The following is a 25,048-nucleotide window of genomic DNA, read 5'->3' as shown; positions in this document are numbered from 1 at the left end:
TCCAATGGGAATTATAAACAGCTTTTTTGGTATGATCCTCAATTTAATCTTTGAGGGGATTGCGCTTCTTACACCTGTAGGGACATTAGGTCTTACGATTATTGTATTTACAGTGGTAACAAGGCTTTTACTTACTCCATTGCAGATTAAACAAATGCGAACTACTCGCGCAATGAGTAAGATTCAACCAGAACTTACAAGAATTCAGAAAAAATATGCTAATAAAAAAGACCAACAGTCTCAAATGGCATATAGTCAAGAGTTACAGGCAATTTATAAGAAGTATAAAATTAGTCCATTTGCAGGATGTTTGCCACTTCTTATTCAATTACCACTTATCTATGCACTTTACAATGTACTTAGACAACCAAGTAGATATATCTCAAAACTTAGTGAGATGTACACACAGTTAGCAGATGTTTTAGCGCAAAATGTAGCTAATGTAGATACAGTTATTAATGAAGTAGTAAACAAAGTTCCACTTAGCTCAACAGCTATGTATGAACTTCAAAAATTAGGAGATACAGCAACTCTTGCAGATAAGCTTTCTCACTTTACAACTGACCAGTGGAATGCGATGCGAGAACTTATTTCTCCACAAGTATATGATTTACTTTCTAACTTACTTGAAGCAAAACATGGGTTTGAATATTTTATTGTTAACTTAGTAGATTCACCATCTCAACTTGTAGCAAACGGTCAATACCTTGCCCTTTTAATCCCAATTGCAGCTGGTGCATCAACATTTATTTTCAGTAAAATCACAATGGCAGCAAGTAAACCAGCTACACCAGCAAATGGTGAAGCAAACCCTGCAGATAGCATGATGAAAGTTATGAACATTATGATGCCAATCATGATGGGATGGTTCTCATATACTGTACCAAATGGTTTAGCTTTATACTGGATTTCTGGTAATATCATCATGATGGTTCAACAAATTTGGGTTAACAAAATTGTTGATAAACAACAAGCTGTTTTAGAAGAGCAGCTTAGAAAAGACCGTGAAGCAGCACTTGCTGCTCAAGGTGTTAAGAAGAAAAAGAAGAAGAAAAAACCAAAACCAGAAGTAGCAACAGGTGAAGTAGAGCAAAAAGCTATTGACGAAAAGCCTAAGAAACCTAAAAAAACAGCGAGCGAAGATGAGACAACAAACAGCACGAAAGAGGATTAATAAATCTGGGGGTAGATAATATGAAGAGTGTAGAAAAGACTGGCAAGACCGTTGATAATGCTATAACAGATGCACTTATTGAACTGGGAGCAACTACAGATGAAGTAGAGATTCAAGTTTTAGAGAGAGGCTCTAAAGGCTTTTTAGGACTTGGTGCTAAAGATGCCCGTGTAAGAGTAAGCCTTAAAGAACTACCAGAAGCCCAAGATATATCACAATCTGCTGACACAGAAGCTATTGAAGAAATCATTCCTGAGGATAAAGAAGAAATAAAAGTAGTAGTAAATGAGAATAAGCATAAAGGTGCTAGTATAGAAGAAGCAACTGAAAATGCTAAAGTATTCTTAAACTCTGTACTTACTGAAATGGGACTTGATGCAACTTTAGAAACTAACGTTGTTGATGATAGAGTTTATATTGAGATTTCAGGTGAAAAGATGGGTATGGTTATTGGTAAAAGAGGCGATACTTTAGATGCTCTCCAATACTTAACTAATATCGTTGTGAATAAAGGTCATCATGATTATGTGAAAATCATGTTAGACACAGAGAACTATCGTAGCAGAAGAGAAGATACACTGAGAAAGGTAGCTTATAAATTTGCTAAGAAAGCAGTTCAAACAAAGAGACCTGTTATCCTTGAACCTATGAATCCATATGACAGAAGAATTGTCCATTCTGCATTACAAGATAGTAGGACAGTAAAAACACATAGTGAGGGTAAAGAACCATTCAGACGAGTTGTTATTACACCACTTTCTTCAAATAAAACTTATAATAAATAATCACATAGACGGCAGAGCACTCTTAAAAAGAAGGCTCTGTCGCTTGTTTATGTAGAGAATTTAGAGTATATTAATTTTTAGAGTCAAACTGAAAGGAGCTTTTTTATGATTTACAATGATACAATAGCAGCAATTTCTACAGCACCTGGAGTAGGTGGCATTGGTATTATCCGTGTAAGTGGATTAGATGCTGTGGAGATAGTTGATAAAGTATTTAAAGCTGCAAGTAAAAAGACACTCAAAGAGGCACCAAGTCATACGATTCATTATGGCCATATCTTAAACAAGGATGGAAGGGTCATTGATGAAGTACTTGTGATGCTAATGAAAGCTCCAAAAACTTTTACAAGAGAAGATGTTGTAGAAATTAACTGCCATGGCGGTCCTGTACCTCTTGAAGCAGTTTTAATGGAAGTTATACGTAATGGAGCAAGACTTGCAGACAGTGGCGAGTTTACAAAGAGAGCCTTCTTAAATGGGCGTATTGACCTTGCTCAAGTTGAAGCAATTATGGATATTATTGAAGCTAAGACTGAAGTATCTTTATCTCAAGCTGTAAATCAGCTTGAAGGTAAACTCTCAAAACAAATTAAAGAATATCAAGATATGCTTATTCAAATAATCGCCAGAATAGAGGTTTCTATTGATTATCCAGAATATGATGAAGATGAGCCATTAGCAGAGGACTTTAAGGATGATATTAGGGCACTTAATGATAAACTTAAACAGCTTCTTGCTACAGCAGATACAGGGAAGATGATTCGTGAAGGAGTTAAGACCGCTATTGTAGGACAACCTAATGTAGGTAAATCCTCACTACTTAATGCCTTATTAGAAGAGAATAAGGCTATTGTAACAGATATCCCTGGTACAACGCGTGATATTGTAGAGGCTTATCTTAATATTGAAGGGATGCCATTCTTATTATTAGATACAGCAGGTATCCGTGAAACAGAAGATATAGTGGAGAAAATCGGTGTAGAAAGATCTAAAGAGTCTATCACGCAGGCTGATGTAGTCCTAATGCTTATTGATAGCTCAAGAGAGCTAGACCAAGAGGAAATTGCTCTTATGAATGAACTTAAAGGTAGACAAGTTATCTTTGTTCTAAATAAGACAGACCTTACCCCTGTTATTACCCAGGAAATACTTAAAGCTTATACAGGTGACCAGCCAATCGTAAGCATTTCTGCAATGAAGCAAGATGGTTTAAATGAGCTTCGTCAGGCTATGAAGAACTTTATCGTTAATAAAGGTATAAGTATTGGACAAGAGGCAACAATCTCTAATCAGAGACAGAAACAAAGCCTTGTAAAAGCCATTGAGAGCTTAGATAAAGTAGGTGATACCATTGATATGGGTATGCCAGAAGATTGTATTGCAATTGATTTACATGATGCTTATGGGCACTTAGGTAACATTGTAGGTGAAGCACTTAAAGATGAGATTATTAATGAGCTCTTTACAAGATTCTGCCTAGGTAAATAATAGGATATAAATTAGGAAAGATGTGTTATAACACTTTTTATTTAAAAAGGTGTATAATAGGATTTGTTTTTCAAATAGAAATTAAAAATTAATTTTATAGATAGAGATCAAGGAGGTTCACATGACTTATATTGCAGAATCAATCGATATAGCTGTAATTGGTGGTGGACACGCTGGATGTGAAGCTGCACTTGCAGCAGCACGCATGGGTAAAAAAACAATCATGTTTACCATGAGTTTAGATAGTATAGGCATGATGCCTTGTAACCCAAACGTAGGGGGAACATCTAAGGGGCATTTAGTTAGAGAGATTGACGCACTTGGTGGAGAGATGGGCAAAAACATCGATAAAACTTTTATTCAATCTCGTATGCTTAATACTGCTAAAGGACCAGCTGTACACTCATTACGCGCACAAGCTGATAAAAAAAGATACACAGATGAAATGAAAAAGGTGTTAGAAAATACACCAAACCTTATGATTAAACAACAAGAGATTGTAGAAATCTTAGTTGAAGAGGGTAAAGTAGTTGGTGTTGTGACTAATAAAGGGGCACAATATACATGTAAAGCCATTGTGCTTGCAAGTGGTACCTACTTAAAATCACGTTGTTTAACAGGAGAGTGTATTGAATACACGGGCCCTAATGGGCTTAAGTCTTCTTCAGACCTTAGCGAAAACCTTAAGGCATTAGGCATTGAGCTTAGAAGATTTAAAACAGGTACACCTGCACGTGTTGATGCACGTACAGTAGACTTCAGTAAAATGGAGCCACAATATGGAGATGAACATATCGTACCATTCTCTTTCGAAAATAAAGAGGCAGATATAAAACGTGACCAATATCCATGTTATTTAACTTATACAAATGAACGTACACACCAAATTATTCGTGACAACTTACATCGCTCACCAATGTATTCAGGTGTTATTGAGGGTACAGGCCCTCGTTATTGCCCATCTATCGAAGATAAGGTAGTAAGATTTGCAGATAAGGACCGCCATCAAGTATTCCTTGAACCAGAAGGTGAAGATACAACAGAAATGTATGTACAAGGTATGAGTTCTTCTCTTCCAGAAGAAGTACAGCTTGAGATGCTTCGTTCTATTGCTGGTCTTGAAAATGTAGAGGTAATGCGTACAGGGTATGCTATTGAGTATGATTGCCTTAACCCACTTGAACTTAAACATTCACTTGAATTTAAACACATTGAAGGTTTCTTCAGCGGTGGTCAGATGAATGGTAGTTCAGGATATGAAGAAGCAGCTTGCCAAGGGTTAATTGCAGGTATTAATGCAGCACTTAAAGTAGATGGCAGAGAGCCACTTATTATTGATAGATCAGAAGCTTATATTGGTGTTCTTATTGATGACCTTGTAACAAAAGGTACAAGAGAACCTTACCGTATGCTAACATCAAGAGCTGAGTATAGACTTCTTTTAAGACAAGATAATGCAGATCTTCGTCTTACTGAAAAAGGACATGAAGTTGGCCTTATTTCAGATGAACGCTACAATCGTTTCTTAGAAAAGAGAAAAGCGATTGATACAGAACTTGAAAGACTTAAAAATACTTACGTAGGAACAAGTCAAAAAGTACAAGAAATCATCGCTGCTAAAGAAAGTACACCACTTCGTTCAGGTATTGCACTTTGTGAGCTTCTTAAACGTCCAGAATTAAGTTATGAGGACTTTAAAGAAGTAGATGATACAAGACCAGAACTTCCAGAAGAAGTTATCGAACAGGTTATGATTGAGCTTAAATATGAAGGTTACATTTCAAGACAGCTGAAACAAGTCGAACAGTTTAAAAAACTTGAGAAAAAACGTATCCCAGATGATATTAACTATGATGATGTTTATAGCTTAAGACTTGAAGCTAAACAAAAACTTGAAGCAGTACGTCCTGTATCTATTGGTCAAGCATCTCGTATTTCAGGAGTATCACCAGCAGATATTTCAGTACTTTTAGTGTATTTAGAACAAAGAAGAAATAGAAATTAATACCGAAGAGGTTACGTATGGATATTAAACAACAATTAATTGAAGGTGCTAAAGTTTTAAATGTAGAGTTGACAGATAAACAAGCTGACCAGCTCATGCGCTATAAAGAGCTCCTCGTTGAGTGGAATGAGAAAATGAACCTAACAGCTATTACAGAAGATATGGAGGTTATTACAAAACACTTCCTTGACTGTCTTACTGTACAAAGCAGCATTGACCTTGCACAAGTAAAAAGCTTAGTAGATGTAGGAACAGGCGCAGGCTTCCCTGGGCTTGTACTTAAGATTGCATTCCCAAATGTACACATTACACTTATTGATTCTCTCAATAAACGCCTTAAGTTCTTACAACATGTTATTGATGAATTAGGGCTTACTGGTATTGAATGTGTACATGGTAGGGCCGAAGACTTAGGCAAAAATAAAGCCTATCGTGAACAATTTGAAGTATGTGCATCACGTGCTGTAGCTAATTTAGCAGTACTTAGTGAGTATACACTTCCATTTGTAAAAAAGGGCGGCTATCTTATTGCCTTAAAAGGTCAAAAGCTTGATGAAGAGCTTGCAGAAGGAGAAAAAGCTATTACGATTTTAGGGGGTACAATTGATAAACTAGTAGATGTAGTTGTACCTTATACAGATTTAAATCATCGTATTGCTAAAATCAAAAAAGTGAAAGAAACACCTAAAAAATATCCTAGAAAAGCTGGAGAACCAACAAAAGCACCACTTGGTAAATAAGTATTAGGTAGAGCAGTTAAAATATAAAGATAAAAGAGGCGTATTTGAGAATGAATTTATTTTCAGATACGCCTCTTTTTGCTTTGAGGAAGATTGAAAATACGAGGTGTATAGGTAATTTACTCAGGGAGAAAGCCTATGATAAGCAACATAGGCTTGAAAAATTCCTCACGGATAATGTAGTTTTTGGTAAAATAATGTGCTATACTATTATGTACGATTGTATAATGATTAGTTCAAGAGGGGAGTATTACCAGATGCAAAAAGAGTTAACCATACAATACATAGCCGTAGATCGTGTAAGACCCAATCCATATCAACCAAGAAAAGTTTTTACACAATCAGCATTAGAGGAACTTGCTCATTCTATTGCAGAACACGGTTTAATGCAACCTATTACAGTACGTATTATAGGTAACTCCTATGAGCTTATAGCAGGAGAGAGAAGATTGAAGGCATCAAAGTTAGCAGGGCTTACTGAAATCCCAGCTGTAATTGTAGAAGTAACAAATAAAAATAGTGCTGTACTCGCGCTTATTGAAAATCTTCAAAGAGAGAATCTTAATTTCTTGGAAGAGAGCGAAGCTTTTCAAACAATTATGCAAGACTATGGCTATACACAGCAAGAGCTTGCTAAAACATTAGGGAAGAATCAATCTACCATTGCCAATAAACTAAGAATCCTTAAACTTTCACCAGCTATTAAGAAAAAACTAGTTGAGTACAATTTAACAGAACGTCATGCGAGAGCACTTTTAAAGCTACCTACAGAAGAGCTTCAAATGGAAGTCCTTGAAAAGGTAGGAAAACAAGAACTTAACGTTAAAAAAACAGAACAGCTTATTGAACAAGTTCTCGTTAATTTGACACAGGAAAAAGTAGAAGAAAAGAAAAATAATCAAAAGTTTAGAGCATTTGTCCGTGATATTAGACTCTTTACAAATACAATTACTCAAGCAGTCGATATGATTCAGCAATCAGGAATCGATGCTAAATATACTATGAAACAAGAGGATGATGGATACGAAATCCGTATTAAAATTCCTATGAATAAATAAAAAGAAAAAAAGATAGTATGCCTATACACATACTATCTTTTTTTCCTTTTATGTTTTATCTTGATAATGATAGAATGGATGAAATAAATAAAAACTGCGAGGCATATAGCATAAAACATTAAATCAAACAACAAAGGAAATGGTCCTAATAAGACTTCTCGATTAACCATGTAAATTCCCCCTTACAATGATAGTTATAATATAATGAAAATTAATGAAGGTGGCAATAGATAATAGGTAAGCTGTCACTTCTAAACTGCCAACCGTCATATTTTATTGTTAAAAGAGCAAACAAAGGTCAATTAGGCAAAATTTCGCAAAAAAATCTCCCCCTTCGGGGGAGTACACTACATATCATCTACATCAATTTCTTCGCCATAACGTGGTGTATTAATAGCGGCATAGCCATCATGTTTATCTTTTGTTTCAATAAAAGTACCATCTGGTATAGGTTTGGTACTTTGCAGAATAGGAATATGAGTGATGGGTTCCGCACTACTTTTAGATTTTTTAGTTTTAGGCATAGTAAAACTCCTTTCAAATTAAAAAAGAAATTAATGTTATTATATGTGATGAAAAAGTTTAAATACGCCTTAACTTGTGAATGCTTTAAGAGACCTTGCTATCTAATGTATAATTATGTACAATAGAGTGTATTGAGATGAGGTTGAAATAAAGAAAATAAAAGGAGAATGGATATGAGCGATTTTAAATTAGAAATAGCTAAGCTATTAAGTGGCCAAATCACTTGTTTAACACAAGATGACATATACAGCATGTTAGAAGTTCCTGCAAATACAGATATGGGAGATTATGCATTCCCATGTTTCAAACTTGCTAAAGAGCTTAGAAAAGCACCTCCTATGATTGCAAAAGACATTGTAGATGCTATCGGTGAAGTAAGTTTCTTATCAAAAGTTGAAAATGTAAATGCCTATATTAACTTCTTCGTAGATAAAACAATGCTTGTTAAAAGCGTACTTGATAATGTACTTACAGCTAAAGAAAACTATGGTTTAGCACAAGCACATGATAAAGGAAATGTAGTTATCGACTACTCTTCACCAAACATCGCGAAGCCTTTCCACGTAGGTCACCTTCGCTCTACAGTAATCGGACACAGTTTATACCGCATTTTTGAAGCATTAGGCTATAACTGTGTAGGTGTAAACCACTTAGGAGACTGGGGAACTCAATTTGGTAAATTAATCGTAGCTTACAAAAACTACTCAAGCAAAGAAGAAGTAGAAGAAAAAGGAATTTCAGAACTTCTTAGAATCTACGTATTATTCCATGATGAAGCAGAGAAAAATCCAGAGCTTGAACAAGAAGCTCGTGATTACTTCACAAGAATGGAACAAGGAGATGAAGAATCTCTTGCACTTTGGAGCTGGTTCAAAGAAATTAGCTTAAAAGAGTTTGAAAGAGTATATGAAATGCTTGGTGTAACTTTCGATAGTTACAATGGAGAAGCATTCTATAATGATAAAATGGCTGCTATCATCGAAGAATTAGAAGCAAAAGGCCTTATTGAAGTAAGTGAAGGTGCTAAATTAGTACGTTTAGATGAAGAAAATATGGCACCATGCCTTATTACTAAAAAAGATGGTAGCTCCCTTTACGCAACACGTGATATTACAGCAGCTGAATACCGTAAGAAAACTTATGATTTCAAAAAATGTATCTACGTTACAGCACTTCAACAAAATCTTCACTTTGCTCAATGGTTCAAAGTTATTGATAAAATGGGTTATGACTGGGCAAAAGACCTTGTACACGTACCATTTGGTATGGTAAGTATGGAATCAGGTTCCCTTTCAACACGTAAAGGTAACGTATTATTCCTTGAAGACATCCTTAAAGAAGCAGTAAACAAAACAAGACAAGTTATTGAAGAGAAAAATCCAGATCTTCCAAACAAAGAAGAAGTTGCAATGCAAGTAGGTATCGGAGCAGTTATCTTCGATGATATGTATAACAATATCATTAAAGATATCCAGTTCTCATGGGAACGTGTATTAAACTTCGATGGAGAAACAGGTCCATACGTTCAATATACACATGCTAGAGCATGTAGCGTTCTTAGAAAAGCTAATGTAGAAGTAAACCATAGTTTCTCAGATATTGATTACACTGTATTAACAGATGATGCATCAGTTAACGTTATTAAAGAGCTTGCAGATTTCAACTCAGTCATTGAAGAAGCAGCAAATAAATATGAGCCATCTTATATCGCAAGATATGCAGTAGATTTAGCCCAAGCGTTTAATAAATTCTACCATGATAATGCAATCTTAGTAGAAGATGAAAAGGTAAAAGAAGCAAGACTTGCTATTGTATTAAGTGTTAAATACGTATTAAGTAATGCATTATATTTACTAGGTATTAAATCACCAGAACAGATGTAAAATAAAAATAAGAAAAGGATTAATAGGGAACAAGTTTTTCTATTAATCCTTTTTCTATGCGATTAAAAATGTGGATAATATTAAAGAACTTCATATTGTGGATAAAAATATAAAATATAATAATATAAGTTATACACAGATGAAAAATAAAGAAAAAAATCGAAGTTATCAACAAAGCTGTGGATAAACTAGAAGTAGATCAAATACTTATAAATAAAGGTTTACATAGCACGTTATAATAGAATTATCCACAAGTAAAAGGATAAAAAATTTATATAAATAAGTAAGAGATTAAAGAAAGGGTAGAAAAATGGAAAAAGCTATTTTATTATATAATCCTAAAGCGGGAAATAGACAAGTTAATAGTCAAATAGATTATATAGCCGAACGAATGCAAAAAATGGGGTATGAATTAAGATTATTTAGAAGTCCTGCTAAAGGGAGTATTATAGAGTATATAAAAAATTATATTTCAGAGAGTAATACAGACTTGATTTTAATTTCTGGTGGAGATGGTACATTAAATGAATGTATTAATGGCTTAGCACAAAAACAGCTAAATATTCCTATAGCTATTTTACCACTAGGAACAGCTAATGATTTTGCTTATAGTGCTCATATTCCAAATGATGTTGCAGGAGCCCTAGACTTAATTGAAAATGGCGAATTACGATATGTGGATATAGGTAAAGTGAATGAACTTTATTTTGTAAATGTATGCAACATGGGATTATTTAGTGGGATTTCACACATTGTGGATTTAGAACTCAAAAAGAAATTTGGTAAATTAGCTTATTATGTAAAAGGAATAGAAGAACTTCAAAATTACCAAGCTATGCAGTTAAAAGTAAAGATTCATGATAAAATCATAGAAAATGAATATGTGCTTGTCCTTATATTTAATGGGCAAGCAGCAGGTGGTTTTACAAGACTTGCAAAAGAAGCTAATATTGAAGATGGTGTATTTGATTTCATAGGGATTAAGAAAGTTGAAATGCATGAAATTCCTATGTTGTTTTTAAAAATTTTACAAGGGGAACATCTCAATGATCCTAATATTGATTACTTTATTAGTGATGAGCTTTATATTGAATGTAAAAATGAAGATAAACAATTTATTACAGATATAGATGGAGAGGAAGGACCTGATTTTCCACTTCATATAAAAGTTAAGAAAAACCTAATACGCATTTACTTGCCTAAATAAAAAAAGAGGTGATAGATTGAATATTGTCTATCACCTCTTTTAATGCGTATTATTCAACAGGATAGATATTGAGTGTATTATCGATATAAAACATACCTTCTAAAAGTTTATTGTTATGAGTTTGTTGGACACAAAAGATAACTTTATTCTCAGAAGCATTAACAAGTGTAACTTCACCTTGTATAGGAATATACTTAATAAATTGGTCATGGTCCAAACTATAGACACATAATAGGTTTTGATTTGAAATTTTTTGTGTAAAAATAATATAATTTGTCGAAAGAAAGAGAGAATCGGCAATAGCGCCTGTAGCTATTACTTTAGGGGAGTGATAATAATCACTAACTAAATACAGAGAATTATTTTGACCATGTTCAGTAATATAGGCAAATTTTGTGTTTTCAGGGCATATAGAAAGTGATTTTGGAGAGATATTTTCATTTTTGGTAATATAGCGATGTTTATTAGGTACATTTTGATTAATTAAAAGCAGAGAATAGCTATTATGATTTGTTTCATCTAAGACTAATATATAAGGATACTTAAGTACAAAAAACTTGGTATCTGCAGAGTTAACGGTATGAAGCATTACCTTTTCATCTTTTTGATAATCATAAAGGTAGAGCCCGTAGTAGAGGTCGTTAATATCTCTTTCAATAGTAAAGTTAAGTGTGCTTGCTTGATAGTTAGAAGTATGAGCACTATTAAAATGTTGAAACTGTTTTACTGGCGTAAGTTGAGATAAAATGAGCTGTTCTGTAAGCATACGTTGCAAGAATGGTGAAATTTCGATAATATCATGATTCGTCAGCCTAGCATAGTGAAAATCAGAAGAAAAAGTAAGCCTACATCCTAACGTTGTTTCAAAAAATAGATAGGCAGGAATATTAAAGTTCTCAGCTGAGATATTAAGGTCTTCTAATGGGGTGCTCCAAATGACATTACGCCATAGGCTTGAAAGTAAAGATTTATTTGTAAGGTTAATTGGTGTATTTTGTGAGGTATTAAGACTTAAGATAGAAGGGTGTCTAGAGTAAAGCGTATCAATATAAGCAATAATTTTATCATTATAATAGGTAAAATAATTATTTTCTAAATAGATGTTAGCATGGTCCCGCTCATAAATGCTAATATATAAATTTTTACTATGGCCAGAAGAATTATAAAGTTTAAGTAAATAGCCCATATCATTAGGAATAATCTTATGGGACCAATTAGATTCTGGAGTACTGGCTTGAAGAAGACCTGTTAATGCATTGATTTCATCTTCATCGCCAATAGAAAAGAGAAATTTGGTATCAGAAGTATATTGGCTATAGACTTCTATCTTTTGAATATTATGAGTAGAGGTACGTAAATAAGCTGATTGTACAGGGGCTACTAAACTATCATAGCTAATAAAAGAGATTAATAAAATAAATATACCAGTTCCTATCATTTTTAACTTAAAGGATCGATTTTTATTATCAAATAGAGAGTAGAGATACATAATAATAGCTCCTATAGGCACAGGAAAACCGAAAAAAGTAGAGTGTATGCTGCTACAAAATAAATAAATAGTACATTTAATAAAAAATAGAGATTCTCGTTCTTTAGATTTACTTGAAGTATAGACTAACAGATAAATAATAAGGGCAATAACTAATAATGATTTCATTTTTTATCTCCCTAAATACCAATATTAATAAAAAAAATTTGATGCTTAATATAATAAAACTTAGGAAATGGAAAAATACTATAAGGTACAATTAAATAAGCATGAAAAACATGATCCTTATTAGCGAGATGGCTAATAGGGTATTTTGATTTTATGTTAAAAGTATGCATATTTTTAGTTGATGATCCCTCTAAAAGAGCATATTTTATTTTATGTGGAGGAAGCAGTTCATCTAAAATATAATGTGTATCTTTACCCGTAGCATTGTTAGAAAAATAAAGCCAGTTATTGGAGTCATCATCTTCGTAAATAAGGACATAATAATTTTTCAATTTTTTATTAGGAGAAATTGTAATAGTAGCTGTTTCAGGAAAGTTTTCATCTTGAGTAATATTAATATCAAGTTCTCCAATATCAGAGGTATAGATATGATAATTCATAAAAAGAATGAGATAAAGTATAGTAAGAATAACGATAAAATTTGCGATAAAAGTAAATCTGTTTTTGGGCATATAAACTCCTATAATTTCTTGGAAATTAGGATGTTTCACGTGAAACATATTAATTTCTATAAATAGACTTGTTTTATTATATTAAAACTATGGAGGAATTTATGATTAAACCATATTAATAATGTAACAACTAAATAATTTATGATATACTTATTATAAATTATGCCATATAAATAAAGAAAAAGAGGTACATCTATATGAGTAAGATAATTGCAGTAGTTAATCAAAAGGGAGGCGTAGGTAAAACTACGACAGTTATTAATCTAGCAGCAGCCTTAGCAGAGAAAAAGAAAAAGGTTTTAGTAGTAGATATAGATCCTCAGGGGAATACAACAAGTGGTTGTGGGCTTGTAAAAAATCGTATACCCAATACAATTTATAATGTATTTACTGAGGATATTAATATTCAAGAAGTTATTTTTGAGTCACCTAATGAAAAGATAAAAGTTATTCCATCAAATATGAATTTAGCGGGAACTGAGATAGAAATTGTAGATAAAGAAGAAAGAGAATTTATTCTAAAGAAAGCATTAAATCAAGTAGATGCTGAATTTGACTACATATTTATTGATTGCCCACCAGCAGTAAACATTTTGACTATTAATGCCTTAACGGCAGCACATACTGTACTTATTCCAATGCAATGTGAGTACTATGCACTAGAGGGATTATCACAACTTATGCAAACTATTAAATTAGTGAAAGAATCGACTAATAGAGCACTTGCTTTAGAAGGAATTGTATTTACTATGTTTGATACACGTACAAATTTATCCGCACAAGTAGTTAATGAAGTTAATCAACATTTTTCTAAGTTTGTATATAACACAAAGATTAATAGAAGTGTCAGATTAAGTGAGGCACCAAGCTATGGCATGTCTTGCATTAGTTATGATCCAAAGTCAAAGGGATCTGAGCAGTATCGTGAATTAGCAAAAGAGTTCTTAGGAAGGAATAAGAAGAAATGAGACAAAAAGGCTTAGGAAAAGGCTTAAATGCACTTTTATCAGAGGAAGCAGTTATAAATCAACAAAATGAAGGCATCAGATTTGTTGATATTAATGAAATAGAACCTAACTATGATCAGCCAAGAAAAAAGTTTGATCAAGAAGAGTTAAATGAATTAATGCTTTCTATTCAAGAACATGGCATTTTACAACCTCTTATTGTTAGGGAGAAAGGAAATAAATTCGAAATTGTTGCAGGGGAGAGACGTTATAGAGCAGCACGTTTAGCAAAGGTAAGAGAAATACCTATCCTTGTAAAAGATTTTGATGATAAACAGGTATTAGAAGTAGCACTTATAGAGAATATCCAACGTTCCGATTTAAACAGCATGGAATTAGCGTGTGCATATAGTTTATTAATGGAGAGGTTTGACTATACTCAAGAAGAGGTAGCAACTCGTGTAGGAAAGAGTAGATCAGAAGTTACTAATATTATGCGTTTATTAAAGCTTACACCAGATCTTCAGCAAAAATTAAGAGATGAAGAGTTAAGTTATGGACAAGCTAGAGCATTATTATCCATTAAAGATATTCAATTACAAAAAGAAGCAGCAGAGTATATCATTGCACATGAATTGACTGTAAGAGAAACAGAAAAATATGTTCAAAGTGTAATTGCAAAAGCTGAAAAAAGTGAAGAGCAAGCGGCTAAAGAAGCACGTAAAAGAATGCAAGCAGTATTAGAAGAGGCTCTTGGCAATCAAGTCTTCATAAAAGAAGTACAAGAAGGGTTGCAAAAGTCTTTAGGAACTAAAGTTTCTATTACACAAGGTAAGCGTAAAGGGAAAATAGAAATAGAATTTTACAGCAATGATGAATTAGAAAGAATTATTAGCAAGATAAAATAGAAAAGTTTTAAGGGAGAATGCTTTTAAATGGAATCAGTGGTAGAACTATTAAACCCATATATGATTTATATTGTGCTTGGATTAGCAGTATTTTGCTTAATTTTATTAATTATATTACTCATGAGTTTATCAAGATTAAAAAAAATACAGAAGAAGTATCAAGCCTTTATGATAAAAGAAGACGTAGATTTAGAAGATTTATTAATTCATTATGCTAAAAAAGTAAATAGTGTTAAAGAAAAACAAGATGAGATAAAAGAAAAAATAGATACACTTAGTAATGAAATGAAGTATTGCACACAAAAAGTTGGTGTTGTAAGATATAATGCTATTGAAAAAGTAGGTGCAGATTTATCTTTTGCAATTGCTATGTTAGATGCAGAAGATAATGGTATAGTATTAAATGGGATTTATAGTAGAGATGGATCCTATGTTTACTCAAAACCTGTACAGAATGGACAATCTACATATCAATTATCAGATGAAGAGAAAGAAGCTATTCGATTAGCTAAAGAAAATAATAAAGCAATCGCTTAAATAAAAATAAAAACCCAACCTAAATACAGCTCCCCCTTTAAATAGCTGCATTTAGGTTGGGTTTTCTTTGTGTGGTAGAAGTATAAAACTTATCATTAGGCATTTAGTCTAGTAGATAAAAGTCTTAACCTGAGGTATGCAGTTGCTTTCTATAAGAGAAGTTATCATCTGCTTGATGAAAGGGATGTCATCACATTTATCATAAGCCAGATATAAGTTCAATTAGAGAAAAGAACGTTATACTTTGGGTATTAACATTAACCACTTAGCATAAGCTTTATAAAGTTTTAGAGAAAATCTAATAAATATCTACCACATTTATTTATTAGATTTGAGAAAAGTAAAGAATAGTGGAAAGGGGGAACCAGTAAGCTTTACTTTTCATTCGTAGAATGTAAAAAGCCCTAGGATTCCTTTCACGTTCTACATATACTATATAGTCCTATGTATAGAAAATTCTTCAGCTTTTTTGAAACTTTTTTTGTATTAAGCAAGATGAAATGACGCATAATACTAGAAAAACTTTGAAAGAGGAAAGCAAGCATGATTGTATCTATAGAAAAGAGTCTATATTATGTAAGACAATACCTAGAAAATACGGGTAAATATGAGATTTATGATAAAGGCAATTATACAGGTCCTATACATGCCTATATTTATGAAGAAGATGAGTCAATAAGTGAGTTTGATGCAATGCAAAATAATTTAATTAATTTAGCACAACAGAAACATGTAGATATTAGACATGGTGTATTGATGATTAATGCTAAAAATAAAACGCCCAAAGAGATTGATTTAATACTCTCTGAGCGCTTGTATAGAAATATCTACTAATGTTTCACGTGAAACATAAAAGTTAATTTGCAAATGTAATTTTTAAATATTTATAAATTGGTGTTCTAAGAATAATAATGCCAATAATTAGGGTTATAACAAATTCTACAGATAGGAACCCTGCATTATATATTGCTGAGTAGATCCAAGGGTTCATACCTTCTGGTGCATATTCGCCAAAGAAAATCGCACCTGATAGAAGATGCATACAGAAGCGCCCAAGAATGGCGATTAGGATGCCGAGGCTAAAGCGGAGTTCTAGAGATTTAATAGCCTTAGGAAGAATACCAGCAAAGCCTAGCCAAGCAAATGCAAGAGGGTAATCAAGTAAGATAGAAATCCAGTTTGCAGCATAAGCACCTTGGAAAAATTGTAGGAAACCATATGCAAGACCAGCAATGATACCAGCTGTAGGACCACATACAAATGCAAACAAGATAACAGGTAACATGCTTACTAGAGTTATAGAACCGCCTTGGGGCATTTCAAAAAGCTTAATGTAAGATAGGATAAAGGATAAAGCAACACACATACCACCAAAAGCTAAAGTTTTAGAAGTGAGTTTTGGGGTAGTGGCTTTTACCTTTTGAGATTTGATGATTACAGCAGTAATGAGTAGGATAACAAATATGCCTAAACTTACCCAAACCATCATAGGTGTTTCAGATAGACTTGCTAAAAATTCATTCATTCTTTTTCTCCTCCTTTTTTTATAAATATACTTAATCGAGGAGAATACATAAAAAAAGACACAATAAATGTGCCTAGGTATTCTTAGATCCTGTACACACTTCCCTGCAGCGGCATTATCCGTACACAGGTCATAAGGGTCTGCAAAATGCACTCTCAGCCTAAAAAAGCTCCCCTAGCATATTTATAAATATTAGTTTAGTTTATAAAAATATATATAAGAACAATTATATAATATTATATTTTTTTTGATAAGTCAATGTACATATAGTTCAACTTGCAATTTACATATAATAACAAGTAAAATATTTAGACTTATTAGCGATATATGGTACAATAAAAGAAATAAAATATGAAGGAGATACAATGAAAAAAACAAGAAAAAGATATAGTATACTGTTGATTATACTGATAGCCATCGGTATGACAGTATTCTTTATGATATTTCAAGGTAGAAAAAATACACCTATTGTAGATGTTTATTTAGATAATAGCAATCAACAACACATTGTAACATACGGTGTCAATGCAGCATACATAGATGGAAATAATGAAAAGTGGAAAATAGCAACAGCGACAATAGATGAAAGCGACGATTTAAATCTAGAAGGCATACAACTTATGTATACTGTTTCTGATACATTAGAACAGGACTTAGAAGAAATATCTAAGAAGTATGCAGGAAAAAAAGTATGGATTAATATTGGTTTAAATGAAGATATGAGCGTAGGAGAGCTAAGAAAATTTCATGAAAGAATAGAGTCGCTCATTGAAGAGTATGAAAATATTTATAGTGTTTATGATTTAGATATAGCACTTAAGCTCTATAAGACGCATGGATTCAAGTGGATAAGTCATAAGGTAGAGAGTAATGAAGATATAGAAGCGATTTATAATTTGCCTGAAGAATTGAAAGAACAAGTTAAAGTACTTATTAATGACTATATCTTAGAAAATAATAAGTTATCGCTTTCCGAGCAATTAGATGCCATATCTAGATTGTACTATAGTATTCCTATGAATATAGGGCAAGTAAAATTAATTTTTAATCAAGGGGACTTGAATAAGGCACATTATAAAATTATAGATCTGTATAATGAAATTGTTAGTGAGAATTGGATAAGTACTCATAAGATTGAAGAGGATACTACGCCATATATTAAGCTTGAGGAGGGAATTAATGTAGGAAATCCAGGTGAATTTTTAGTTTCATATTATGAAGGTATTGAGTTTGTAGAGTATAAATTTAATGACCAATCCGTGCAAAAAAGCTATAGATTTCCATTTAAGTTAAAAGAAGAAGTATATGATGGGAAAAATGGTATTAATAAAATAAAGATTATTGTTAAATTAAAAGGACAAGAAGTTCCCCATGTACAGGAGTATTATTTAGACTTTAAGGATATGACTAAAGTAGGTGAAAGAAGTGAAAGATTAACACCGGATTATCCTGTTGCTATGCAAATGACTTATGAAAAGCCATATATTCCAGTACTTATGTATCATGAATTTAAAGATGTTGTAGGCGAAAGTGATAGTGAACAGAGTATTTCTGTAAGTACGAAATTGTTCGAAGAACATATTAAGACTTTATTAGATAATGGTTATACACCTATACATTTTAAGAATCTAGAGGACTACTTTGAGCAAAAGGGTGGATTGCCTGAGAAACCTATTATACTCACTACAGATGATGGGTATTTAAGTAATTATACCATAGCGTATCCTATTTTAGAGAAGTATAATGCACCAGCTACTTATTTTATTACATCTGCTTATGTAGGAATAGATACGACTATGCCTCACTTTACTTGGGAACAGGCAAAGGAGATGGAAGAAAGCGGGCTTGTTGATATACAAAGCCATACCCATGGTCATGCTTTATTAGATGAATTAAGCGAAAATGAAGTGCGCTATCAGGTGAGCATGTCTTTTGCTAGGATAGAAGAAGAATTAGGGAAACGAGATGTTAAAGTACTTGCTTATCCGCAATTCCAACATAACAAAAAGACAGTTAAATGGGTAGAAGAAGTTGGGATTAATCTTCAAGTTACAAATTTAGCTAAAATAAGGGGAGTAACGAAGCCGCTTAATGTGAAACGTATACATGTTGCGAATACAACTTCTCCAGAGCAGCTACTTGAAATGATTCAGAAATTAACCATGAAATAAGAGGAATTAAAAACAATCCTTGCAATTTTTCCTAACTATCATTACAATATATGATTAGAACACACTAATTTTATAAGATAAAGCGATGATGAGAAATCAATTAATTTATTTCTTTGACAGAAAGAGAGTTCATCGGCTGAGAGACTCTTAAAGAACGGATTAGTTGTCCTAGCTCTGAGCATTACGTGATGAAGCGTAACGGGTACTCCCGATATAGAGTATGAAAGTGATTACTTAAATGCTTTGGCATTTTAGATAATAACAAGGGTGGTACCACCGAATGTGAATTTGGTCCCTATGCAGTAAATGCATAGGGACTTTTTGATTTTAAAAATAAAATTTTGAGTATAGAAAGGAAAGTGTATTATGTTACTTAGCAAATTATTAGGTGAACGTATTAAAGAAAAACCAGGCGATGCTACAAGTATCAGCCACATTTACTTATTAAGAGGAGGCTACATTAGACAAGTATCTAATGGTATTTACTCACTTTTAATGCCAGCAAAACGTATTGCTACAAAAATTGAAGACATTATCCGCGAGGAAATGGATGCTATTGATGGACAAGAAGTTATGTTCCCAGTTGTACTTCCAGCTGACCTTTGGCAAGAATCTGGCCGTTTTGAAAGTGTAGGAAGTGAATTGGTGCGTTTCAAAGATCGTGCAGGTAAAGATATGTTACTTGGTATGACACATGAGGAAGCAGCTGTTCACTTAGCTCGTACAGAAGCACGTTCATATGCTCAATATCCATTTATGATTTACCAAATCCAAACTAAATTTAGAGATGAGCCAAGAGCACGTGGTGGTCTTATTCGTGTTCGTGAATTTACAATGAAAGATGCTTACTCCTTCCATACTTCACAAGAAGATTTAGAGCAATATTACGATAGATGCTTACAAGCATACCACAATGTATTTAGAAAAGCTGGTGTGCCAGAAGTAGTGTGTGTTAAATCAGATACAGGTATGATGGGTGGTAAAGTAGCTCACGAATTCATGCTTCTTACAGATATTGGTGAAGATACAATCATTATTTGTGACTCTTGTGATTATCAATCAAACATGGAAGTTGCAACTTCTAAACTTGATAAGTATGAAATTGCAGAAGAAGAAATTAAGGAAAATCATACACCAGAAATCAAAGACATCGATTCTTTAGCAAAATTCTTTGATGTACCAGCTCATAGATTATTAAAAGCTGCTGTATTTGAAGTAGAAGGTAGAAAAGAACCTCTTATTGTATTCATCAGAGGCGATCTTCAAGTAAATGAATCAAAACTTAGCAAAATTGTTCAAGCAAATGTTACACCATTTACAAATTACGAAGACTCTAATTTATGCTTTGGTTTCATGGGACCTGTTGGCCTTGAAGCTGGTGATGCGCAAATCGTATTTGATAGCTCATTAGAAGGTGAGACAAATCTTATTTGTGGTGCTAATAAAGTGGATTATCATTTATCAGGTGTAAGCGTACCAAGAGATCTTAAAGTAGAAGCATTCCATGATGTAGCAGAGGTTAATGAAGGTCATACTTGTCCATGCTGTGATGGAAAACTTCAATTCAAACGTGGTGTTGAGGTAGGTAACATCTTCCAACTTGGTACAAAATATACAGAAAGTATGAACATGACATACACAGATAAAGATGGTAAAGCAAAAACGCCTATTATGGGATGTTATGGAATCGGCGTAGGTCGTCTTCTTGCTTGTATCATTGAATCACACCATGATGAATATGGTCCAATCTGGCCAATCTCAGTTGCACCATGGCAAGTACACATTTGTGTATTAGGTAGCAAAAAGGTAGATATGAATGCAGTAGGATCAGATATTTACAACCGTTTAAATAACAAATGGGAAGTTATTATGGATGACCGTAATATGGGACCAGGAGCTAAATTTGCAGATGCTGACCTTTTAGGTATTCCAGTACGTATTGTTGTAGGTGAAAGAAACCTTGAAAATGGTCAAGTAGAGCTTATGACTCGTGATAAATCCGTGAAAAAACTTGTAAATATTACAGATATTGAACAAGAAGTAGCAGATCTTATTAATGAATTAAAAAATAACATGTAATGAAAATAAAAGCTTAGTAGTTTGGGAAAAATCTACTAAGCTTTTTTAATCTTAATTGTAAACAATAAAGTATATATGATATGATCATGTATAATACGCATAAACAAAAAGGGGGGACTTAATGAAACAAATTATAAAAGTGGTGTTTAGTCGACTATTCATCGTAAGTATACTCATTTTAATACAGGCCATTATACTTGGAATTGGCATCTGGAAACTAAGTGAATACTTCGTTTATCTATATGTATTATTTGCGGTTGTCAGTATCATTGTAGTGATTTATATACTGAATAAGAAGGGAAATCCATCTTATAAGCTAGCATGGGTTATTCCAATTTTACTATTTCCTGTATTTGGAGGACTGTTTTATCTCGTATTTGGAGGAGATAAGACTGGGAAGAAGTTCAAAGACTCTATAAGGAAGATTTATGAAAATACAAAAGGGCTTTTGAGTCAGAATGAAGAAATTGTAGAAGAATTGAAGGGTGAGGATAAAAATATTGCAAATCAGTTTATCTATACAAAAGATTATTCAATGTTCCCGGTGTATAAAAATACAGAAACTAAATATTTAAGCCCTGGAGAAAATTTCTTTGATAGGTTGCAAGAAGAGTTAAAAAAAGCTAAGCATTTTATCTTTATGGAATACTTTATTGTAGAAGAAGGCATTATGTGGGACACAATCCTAGATATTCTTATTGAAAAGGTAAAAGAAGGAGTAGAAGTTCGTGTGATGTATGATGATGCAGGGACTATTCAGACCTTGCCTTATAAATATTATGAGAAGTTAGAATGCCTAGGGATTAAAACAGTTGTATTTAATGAAATTAGACCTAGACTTTCTCTTAAGATGAATAATAGAGATCATAGAAAGATTACAGTTATAGATGGTTGGGTAGGATTCACTGGTGGTATAAATCTAGCAGACGAATATATTAATGAAAAAGAGCGTTTTGGTCACTGGAAAGATGCTTCTATTATGATTAAAGGCGAAGCTGTAAAAAATCTTACGCTGATGTTTTTACAAGTATGGAATTTTGATAAAAATGAACAGGAAGATTATAAAAAATATTTGGAGTGTAGCTACGAAGGTGAAAATATTAAGACAGATGGATATGTGCAGCCTTATGCAGATAGTCCTTTAGATGAAGAAACTGTAGGAGAGAATGTGTATCTTAATATTATTCAAAAAGCAAAGGAGTATGTCTATATTAATACCCCTTATTTAATTATAGATAATGAATTGGTTACAGCACTCACCCTAGCAGCTAAAAGTGGTTTAGATATTCGTATTGTAACACCGCATGTACCTGATAAATGGTATGTTCACTTATTAACACGGGCTTATTATCAGCAATTGATTGAAGCTGGAGTGAAAATCTATGAATATAAGCCAGGCTTTATTCATTCAAAAACTTTTGTTGCAGATGATGAAATGGGAGTAGTAGGAAGTATTAATTTGGATTATCGTAGTCTGTATTTACATTTTGAGTGTGGTATCCTTATGTATAAATCTAAGGCAGTACTCGAAATCAAAGAAGATTTCCTGAAAACATTAGAAGTATGCTTACCTGTAACACTTGAAGAATGTCATAATGTAAGGTGGTATGTAAGGCTTATGCGCTCTATATTAAGATGTTTTGCACCACTTATGTGATAAAAAATTATAATTCAGTCTATATTATGTAGACAGTATGGATAATTATGGTATAATAAAGGCGTATGTAATGCTATTCAACCTATATAATTTCATAAACCAACCTTAGAAGTGCTTCCATTTAGGAAGCACTTTTTTATATTTAAATACAAATGCTAAAAAAGTATAGGATTAGCCGATAGATATGATTATAGTATTATGCAGCTCATTAAGCAGCACACAAAAGGAAGTAAATGTAATGATTAAAAGTAAGAGAGAAGGTTATAAAACTTAGATAGGATTTTTGAAAGGATGCTGTGATATAATAGAAAAAAAGAGTTATAGAACTAGGAGAATAGACAATGTATAAACTAATAGCACTAGATATGGATGGTACTTTATTAAGAGAAGATAAAACAATTTCAAGTATTACACAAGAAGCTATACAAAAAGCAAAAGAAAAGGGTGTAAAAATTGTTTTAGCATCAGGAAGACCTGTAGAAGGTATTCAGCGTTACTTAGAACAATTAAATCTTATTTCTGGTGAAGATTTTGTGGTAAGTTATAACGGCGCTATAGTTCAAAATACAAAAACTAAAGAAATAGTAAGTCGTACAGTTCTTAAGGGGACTGACCTTCATGAACTTTATGCACTTTCGCGAGAATTGGGTGTTAATATACATGCTTTTTCACAAGAAGGATGTATTACACCAAAGCTTACAAAGTACTCTATCCTTGAAGGTGAAATTAATGGCATACCAGTAGTTGTAAAAAATTATGGTGAAATAAAGGATTCAGAGGAAATTATAAAAATTATGATGGTAGAAGAACCTGAGATTTTACAGGAGGCAATTAACAATCTGCCAGAATATCTTTATGAAAAATATACTATTGTAAGAAGTGCACCGTTCTTCTTAGAATTTTTAAATAAAGAAGTAAATAAAGGTGTGGGCGTAGAGGCATTAGCAAATAGCTTAGGTATAAAAAGAGAAGAAGTTATTTGCATGGGAGATGCAGGCAATGATGAGCATATGATTCGTTATGCAGGACTTGGTGTGGCTATGGGAAATGCTTTTGAAGAAATTAAGGCAGTAGCAGACTTCGTGACAAAATCAAATAATGAAGATGGCGTAGCCTACGTTATTGACCAATTTGTTTTAAATAAATAGTGTAATAGAAATGCCCCAGTATTTTAACCATATTGTAATATGATTATGATATGCTTAAAGAGTCTAGAAAGAGAAAGAACAAAAGAGGGAGGAACAAGCATGTATAAAAAATTAGGCATAGTTTTATTAGCTTGTAGTATGTTATTAATACCTGGTTGTACACCAGATGAAGTAAATTTACAACCTAGTGAAGAGGTTATAGCACTTAAGCAAGAAAATGAAACACTTAAGCAAACCATTACAACTTTAGAAGAGCAAATCGAGGAACTTAAAGAAGAAAATGAAGCACTTAAAGGGTCTAAAGAAGAAGATTCTACAGAAGAAGTAGCTAAAGAAAGTTATACACTCTATACAAGGGATGTGAATAGTTGGGAAATTACTAAATTAGGTGAAGTGCAAGTAGATGAAGCATTATCACTTCAAGATAAATTACAGACTGTAGCAGATAAACTTTCAAAGGAATGTTTTGAAGGATTAGAAATAGATGTAGAGGAAATTAAGCAAATAGGAAATAGTGATGTGGCTATTATTAATTTAAAAGATAAAGGACAAAATGAAAGTCCTAATTGGATGGTTAATTTCTTCCAAGGTTCTACAGGCGCGGGCATTACGGCGACTAGCCTCGAAGAAAGCTTACTACAAAGAGAGAGTGCATACCCTTGGGTAGATGGCATTGAAATTCAATATAATAGTGAGCCGCTCGTGACAGATCACATAGAATTTAGCAATATTATATATAGATAAGAGGGAGCCTTAGGGCTCTCTTTTTAGTTTTATTTTGGAGAAGTGAATAGAATTTGACCTATCTATTTATGAACTTATAGGCAGAATAAGCCTGATAAAAAGGAAACTAGATAAAATACCCATATAATGAACGAAATAATTTTTAATTTATATAAGAAATAAACAAGTGTGCCAAAAAAATGATATAAAAAACAAAATCCTCTTATTACCAGAAAATTATAAAATGTTATAATCAAATTAGCAAAACAAATATTAGAGTGAACTCAGCAATTACGACAGAAGAAGGGGACTTACATAA

21 protein-coding genes and 1 riboswitch are annotated in these 25,048 nt (G+C 32.8%); of the genes, 17 read left to right on the top strand and 4 right to left on the bottom strand.

Going from position 1 to position 25,048, the window contains the following annotated elements; all coding sequences use genetic code 11:
• The first annotated feature begins 4 nt into the window (after positions 1-4).
• The 6 genes from ACLTBU_RS15820 to noc all read left to right on the top strand — a co-directional run bounded on the left by ACLTBU_RS15820 (position 5) and on the right by noc (position 7,250).
• Positions 5-1,174, top strand: coding sequence for a YidC/Oxa1 family membrane protein insertase (locus ACLTBU_RS15820; protein ID WP_249333380.1), 1,170 nt, complete (start codon positions 5-7; stop codon positions 1,172-1,174).
• A 20-nt stretch (positions 1,175-1,194) separates the two neighbouring features.
• The gene (gene jag / locus ACLTBU_RS15815) at positions 1,195-1,959 is read left to right on the top strand and encodes an RNA-binding cell elongation regulator Jag/EloR (RefSeq protein WP_412183401.1); all 765 of its coding nucleotides are present in this window, start codon (positions 1,195-1,197) and stop codon (positions 1,957-1,959) included.
• Positions 1,960-2,064: 105 nt separating this feature from the next.
• Complete coding sequence (gene mnmE, locus ACLTBU_RS15810; protein ID WP_320650911.1) at positions 2,065-3,447, top strand: tRNA uridine-5-carboxymethylaminomethyl(34) synthesis GTPase MnmE; 1,383 nt, start codon at positions 2,065-2,067, stop codon at positions 3,445-3,447.
• Between the two features lie 121 nt (positions 3,448-3,568).
• Complete coding sequence (mnmG, locus tag ACLTBU_RS15805) at positions 3,569-5,452, top strand: tRNA uridine-5-carboxymethylaminomethyl(34) synthesis enzyme MnmG (protein WP_320650910.1); 1,884 nt, start codon at positions 3,569-3,571, stop codon at positions 5,450-5,452.
• 17 nt (positions 5,453-5,469) lie between these two features.
• Entirely contained in the window at positions 5,470-6,192 is a 723-nt protein-coding gene (gene rsmG, locus ACLTBU_RS15800; RefSeq protein ID WP_249333384.1) for a 16S rRNA (guanine(527)-N(7))-methyltransferase RsmG, read from the top strand.
• Between the two features lie 50 nt (positions 6,193-6,242).
• On the top strand, positions 6,243-7,250 hold the full coding sequence (gene noc, locus ACLTBU_RS15795; protein ID WP_412219882.1) for a nucleoid occlusion protein: 1,008 nt from the start codon (positions 6,243-6,245) through the stop codon (positions 7,248-7,250).
• Between the two features lie 347 nt (positions 7,251-7,597).
• Here noc and ACLTBU_RS15790 read toward each other — a convergent pair whose 3' ends face one another.
• A complete protein-coding gene (locus ACLTBU_RS15790; protein WP_320650909.1) occupies positions 7,598-7,774 on the bottom strand; it encodes a hypothetical protein in 177 nt (58 codons plus the stop codon).
• Between the two features lie 174 nt (positions 7,775-7,948).
• Here ACLTBU_RS15790 and argS point away from each other — a divergent pair, with 174 nt between their 5' ends.
• Complete coding sequence (gene argS, locus ACLTBU_RS15785) at positions 7,949-9,658, top strand: arginine--tRNA ligase (RefSeq protein WP_337529193.1); 1,710 nt, start codon at positions 7,949-7,951, stop codon at positions 9,656-9,658.
• Positions 9,659-9,968: 310 nt separating this feature from the next.
• The gene (locus ACLTBU_RS15780; RefSeq protein WP_412219879.1) at positions 9,969-10,865 is read left to right on the top strand and encodes a diacylglycerol/lipid kinase family protein; all 897 of its coding nucleotides are present in this window, start codon (positions 9,969-9,971) and stop codon (positions 10,863-10,865) included.
• A 49-nt stretch (positions 10,866-10,914) separates the two neighbouring features.
• Here the strand turns inward: ACLTBU_RS15780 and ACLTBU_RS15775 are convergent, their stop codons facing one another.
• Both ACLTBU_RS15775 and ACLTBU_RS15770 read right to left on the bottom strand, forming a co-directional pair.
• Positions 10,915-12,522 carry a hypothetical protein gene (locus tag ACLTBU_RS15775; protein ID WP_320650906.1) on the bottom strand — a complete coding sequence of 536 codons (1,608 nt, stop codon included), beginning with the start codon at positions 12,520-12,522 and terminating at the stop codon, positions 10,915-10,917.
• An 11-nt stretch (positions 12,523-12,533) separates the two neighbouring features.
• A complete protein-coding gene (locus ACLTBU_RS15770) occupies positions 12,534-13,034 on the bottom strand; it encodes a hypothetical protein (protein WP_320650905.1) in 501 nt (166 codons plus the stop codon).
• A gap of 197 nt (positions 13,035-13,231) precedes the next feature.
• On the opposite strand from ACLTBU_RS15770, the gene ACLTBU_RS15765 reads away from it, so the two are divergent.
• The 4 genes from ACLTBU_RS15765 to ACLTBU_RS15750 all read left to right on the top strand — a co-directional run bounded on the left by ACLTBU_RS15765 (position 13,232) and on the right by ACLTBU_RS15750 (position 16,260).
• Positions 13,232-14,002: a ParA family protein gene (locus tag ACLTBU_RS15765; protein WP_249333391.1), complete on the top strand. Its 771-nt coding sequence runs from the start codon at positions 13,232-13,234 to the stop codon at positions 14,000-14,002.
• The gene (locus ACLTBU_RS15760) at positions 13,999-14,889 is read left to right on the top strand and encodes a ParB/RepB/Spo0J family partition protein (RefSeq protein WP_412219876.1); all 891 of its coding nucleotides are present in this window, start codon (positions 13,999-14,001) and stop codon (positions 14,887-14,889) included. The genes ACLTBU_RS15765 and ACLTBU_RS15760 overlap by 4 nt, the downstream gene beginning before the upstream one ends.
• Before the next feature lie 27 nt (positions 14,890-14,916).
• Positions 14,917-15,426, top strand: coding sequence for a DUF4446 family protein (locus tag ACLTBU_RS15755; protein WP_320650903.1), 510 nt, complete (start codon positions 14,917-14,919; stop codon positions 15,424-15,426).
• 543 nt (positions 15,427-15,969) lie between these two features.
• Positions 15,970-16,260 carry a YkuS family protein gene (locus ACLTBU_RS15750; RefSeq protein ID WP_320650902.1) on the top strand — a complete coding sequence of 97 codons (291 nt, stop codon included), beginning with the start codon at positions 15,970-15,972 and terminating at the stop codon, positions 16,258-16,260.
• Between the two features lie 22 nt (positions 16,261-16,282).
• Here ACLTBU_RS15750 and thiT read toward each other — a convergent pair whose 3' ends face one another.
• Entirely contained in the window at positions 16,283-16,951 is a 669-nt protein-coding gene (gene thiT / locus ACLTBU_RS15745; RefSeq protein WP_412219874.1) for an energy-coupled thiamine transporter ThiT, read from the bottom strand.
• A gap of 84 nt (positions 16,952-17,035) precedes the next feature.
• Positions 17,036-17,137: riboswitch (TPP riboswitch) on the bottom strand.
• A gap of 179 nt (positions 17,138-17,316) precedes the next feature.
• Between thiT and ACLTBU_RS15740 the strand changes: the two genes are divergently transcribed.
• From ACLTBU_RS15740 to ACLTBU_RS15720, 5 genes are all read left to right on the top strand, one after another.
• Positions 17,317-19,122 (top strand): polysaccharide deacetylase family protein, encoded by a 1,806-nt coding sequence (locus ACLTBU_RS15740; protein WP_412219873.1) that lies wholly within the window; start codon positions 17,317-17,319, stop codon positions 19,120-19,122.
• Between the two features lie 366 nt (positions 19,123-19,488).
• The gene (locus tag ACLTBU_RS15735) at positions 19,489-21,201 is read left to right on the top strand and encodes a proline--tRNA ligase (protein WP_249333397.1); all 1,713 of its coding nucleotides are present in this window, start codon (positions 19,489-19,491) and stop codon (positions 21,199-21,201) included.
• A gap of 121 nt (positions 21,202-21,322) precedes the next feature.
• Positions 21,323-22,858 (top strand): cardiolipin synthase, encoded by a 1,536-nt coding sequence (cls, locus tag ACLTBU_RS15730; protein WP_320650898.1) that lies wholly within the window; start codon positions 21,323-21,325, stop codon positions 22,856-22,858.
• A 341-nt stretch (positions 22,859-23,199) separates the two neighbouring features.
• Positions 23,200-24,006 (top strand): sugar-phosphatase, encoded by an 807-nt coding sequence (yidA, locus tag ACLTBU_RS15725; RefSeq protein ID WP_412219872.1) that lies wholly within the window; start codon positions 23,200-23,202, stop codon positions 24,004-24,006.
• Positions 24,007-24,105: 99 nt separating this feature from the next.
• Positions 24,106-24,750, top strand: a complete 645-nt coding sequence (locus ACLTBU_RS15720) for a hypothetical protein (protein WP_249333400.1) — start codon at positions 24,106-24,108, stop codon at positions 24,748-24,750.
• Positions 24,751-25,048: the final 298 nt, after the last annotated feature.

The sequence above is a fragment of the Zhenhengia sp. genome, assembly GCF_046966505.1.
GTDB lineage: Bacteria > Bacillota > Clostridia > Lachnospirales > Cellulosilyticaceae > Zhenhengia > Zhenhengia yiwuensis.
The sequence above is the reverse complement of the archived record's forward strand: the minus strand, read 5'-3'. Positions and strand labels throughout refer to the sequence as shown.

Excerpts from the sequence above, each read along its gene's own strand:
- ACLTBU_RS15790 (WP_320650909.1), bottom strand. The coding sequence starts at position 7,774 with ATGCCTAAAACTAAAAAATCTAAAAGTAGTGCGGAACCCATCACTCAT.
- jag (WP_412183401.1), top strand. The coding sequence starts at position 1,195 with ATGAAGAGTGTAGAAAAGACTGGCAAGACCGTTGATAATGCTATAACA.
- ACLTBU_RS15780 (WP_412219879.1), top strand. The coding sequence starts at position 9,969 with ATGGAAAAAGCTATTTTATTATATAATCCTAAAGCGGGAAATAGACAA.
- ACLTBU_RS15775 (WP_320650906.1), bottom strand. The coding sequence starts at position 12,522 with ATGAAATCATTATTAGTTATTGCCCTTATTATTTATCTGTTAGTCTAT.
- ACLTBU_RS15720 (WP_249333400.1), top strand. The coding sequence starts at position 24,106 with ATGTATAAAAAATTAGGCATAGTTTTATTAGCTTGTAGTATGTTATTA.
- mnmG (WP_320650910.1), top strand. The coding sequence starts at position 3,569 with ATGACTTATATTGCAGAATCAATCGATATAGCTGTAATTGGTGGTGGA.
- cls (WP_320650898.1), top strand. The coding sequence starts at position 21,323 with ATGAAACAAATTATAAAAGTGGTGTTTAGTCGACTATTCATCGTAAGT.
- thiT (WP_412219874.1), bottom strand. The coding sequence starts at position 16,951 with ATGAATGAATTTTTAGCAAGTCTATCTGAAACACCTATGATGGTTTGG.
- argS (WP_337529193.1), top strand. The coding sequence starts at position 7,949 with ATGAGCGATTTTAAATTAGAAATAGCTAAGCTATTAAGTGGCCAAATC.
- rsmG (WP_249333384.1), top strand. The coding sequence starts at position 5,470 with ATGGATATTAAACAACAATTAATTGAAGGTGCTAAAGTTTTAAATGTA.
- noc (WP_412219882.1), top strand. The coding sequence starts at position 6,243 with ATGAATTTATTTTCAGATACGCCTCTTTTTGCTTTGAGGAAGATTGAA.
- ACLTBU_RS15770 (WP_320650905.1), bottom strand. The coding sequence starts at position 13,034 with ATGCCCAAAAACAGATTTACTTTTATCGCAAATTTTATCGTTATTCTT.
- ACLTBU_RS15760 (WP_412219876.1), top strand. The coding sequence starts at position 13,999 with ATGAGACAAAAAGGCTTAGGAAAAGGCTTAAATGCACTTTTATCAGAG.
- ACLTBU_RS15755 (WP_320650903.1), top strand. The coding sequence starts at position 14,917 with ATGGAATCAGTGGTAGAACTATTAAACCCATATATGATTTATATTGTG.
- ACLTBU_RS15820 (WP_249333380.1), top strand. The coding sequence starts at position 5 with ATGGGAATTATAAACAGCTTTTTTGGTATGATCCTCAATTTAATCTTT.
- ACLTBU_RS15740 (WP_412219873.1), top strand. The coding sequence starts at position 17,317 with ATGAAAAAAACAAGAAAAAGATATAGTATACTGTTGATTATACTGATA.
- mnmE (WP_320650911.1), top strand. The coding sequence starts at position 2,065 with ATGATTTACAATGATACAATAGCAGCAATTTCTACAGCACCTGGAGTA.
- ACLTBU_RS15735 (WP_249333397.1), top strand. The coding sequence starts at position 19,489 with ATGTTACTTAGCAAATTATTAGGTGAACGTATTAAAGAAAAACCAGGC.
- ACLTBU_RS15750 (WP_320650902.1), top strand. The coding sequence starts at position 15,970 with ATGATTGTATCTATAGAAAAGAGTCTATATTATGTAAGACAATACCTA.
- ACLTBU_RS15765 (WP_249333391.1), top strand. The coding sequence starts at position 13,232 with ATGAGTAAGATAATTGCAGTAGTTAATCAAAAGGGAGGCGTAGGTAAA.
- yidA (WP_412219872.1), top strand. The coding sequence starts at position 23,200 with ATGTATAAACTAATAGCACTAGATATGGATGGTACTTTATTAAGAGAA.